3 protein-coding genes are annotated in these 1543 nt (G+C 61.8%); 1 reads left to right on the top strand and 2 read right to left on the bottom strand.

Annotated elements, in window-relative coordinates:
- Positions 1-812, top strand: an 812-nt coding sequence (gene rpoD, locus QZY06_RS01645; protein WP_295679350.1) for an RNA polymerase sigma factor RpoD, incomplete at its 5' end; no start/stop codon positions are given.
- A gap of 133 nt (positions 813-945) precedes the next feature.
- Here the strand turns inward: rpoD and QZY06_RS01640 are convergent.
- Complete coding sequence (locus QZY06_RS01640; protein WP_295679348.1) at positions 946-1332, bottom strand: cytochrome c; 387 nt, start codon at positions 1330-1332, stop codon at positions 946-948.
- A gap of 8 nt (positions 1333-1340) precedes the next feature.
- Positions 1341-1543, bottom strand: a 203-nt coding sequence (locus tag QZY06_RS01635; RefSeq protein WP_367275534.1) for a cytochrome c, incomplete at its 5' end; no start/stop codon positions are given.

Raw genomic sequence — 1543 nt, 5'->3', positions numbered from 1 at the left:
TGACCCAGATCGAAGGCGACAACCTGCTGTCGATCGACGAGATCAAGGACATCTACCGGCGCATGACGGTCGGTGAAGCCAAGGCTCGCCGCGCCAAGAAGGAAATGGTCGAGGCCAACCTTCGCCTGGTGATCTCGATCGCCAAGAAGTACACCAACCGCGGCCTGCAGTTCCTCGATCTGATTCAGGAAGGCAACATCGGCCTGATGAAGGCGGTGGATAAGTTCGAATACCGCCGCGGCTACAAGTTCTCGACGTACGCCACCTGGTGGATCCGTCAGGCGATCACCCGTTCGATCGCCGATCAGGCGCGCACCATCCGTATCCCGGTGCACATGATCGAAACGATCAACAAGCTCAACCGCATCAGCCGCACGATGCTGCAGGAGATGGGCCGCGAGCCCACGCCTGAAGAGCTGGCGATCAAGATGGAAATGCCGGAAGACAAGGTTCGCAAGGTCCTCAAGATCGCCAAGGAACCGATCTCGATGGAAACCCCGATCGGCGACGACGAAGATTCCCATCTGGGCGATTTCATCGAGGACACGGCTGCCGTCTCGCCGCTGGAATCGGCGACTTCGCAGAGCCTGGCGGAAGCCACGCATCAGATACTGGCCTCGCTGACACCTCGCGAAGCCAAGGTTCTGCGCATGCGTTTCGGCATCGACATGAATACCGACCACACGCTGGAAGAAGTCGGCAAGCAGTTCGATGTCACCCGCGAGCGCATTCGTCAGATCGAAGCGAAGGCGCTGCGCAAACTGCGTCATCCGTCACGCGCGAACTATCTGCGTTCGTTCCTCGACGAATAAGCGGCAAAGCTCAAGCGGCTGTACGACAACCCCGCCTCGCGCGGGGTTGTTCGTTTCTGGGGGTCATCGACGGCGGGCAATAAAAAACCGGCCCGTCGCGCAAGCGAGGGGCCGGTCGGATCAGCCGAAGCGCTTACTTCTTGGCTTCGCCTTCAGGGCTGACCGTGTACAGCACCGACTTCTGGCTGGAATACCAGACTGCCAGCGCCTTGATATCGGCATCGCTCAGGCCAGCGGCTTGGCCACCCATCACGGCGTTCTTGCGGGCGCCGCTCTTGTAGCCCTTCAGAGCCACTTCGATGTAGCTGCGGTGCTGGCCGGCAAGGTTCGGAAACATCGGCGAGGCGCTGACGCCGTTCTCGCCGTGGCAGGCAGCGCAGACGCCGACCTGGGCAGGCTTGCCGCCCGCGGCAGCAGCCGGGGCCGCGGCTTCTTCGCTGGCGGTGGCCGCACCGATGGCCGAAAGGCCAAGCAGCGCAACGGCGATCGAGGACAGCAACTTCGAGGGACGGGAGTTCATCGTCGTGCTCACTTCTTTTCCGGGGCCTTGGTCAGATAGGCGGCGATGTCGGCCATGTCCTGATCGCTGAGGCTGGCAGCCTGGGCGTGCATGGTGGCGTGCGGACGCTCACCGGACTTGTAGGCTTTCAGCGCAGCGACGATGTACTCCGGATGCTGACCACCGAGCTTCGGCACGTGGTAGCTCGGGTACACGTTCGTGTAGTTGACGA

The sequence above is a fragment of the uncultured Nevskia sp. genome, assembly GCF_903885465.1.
Classification (GTDB): Bacteria; Pseudomonadota; Gammaproteobacteria; order Nevskiales; family Nevskiaceae; genus Nevskia.
This window is presented reverse-complemented; position numbering and strand designations above follow the sequence as displayed.

Excerpts from the sequence above, each read along its gene's own strand:
- QZY06_RS01640 (WP_295679348.1), bottom strand. The coding sequence starts at position 1,332 with ATGAACTCCCGTCCCTCGAAGTTGCTGTCCTCGATCGCCGTTGCGCTG.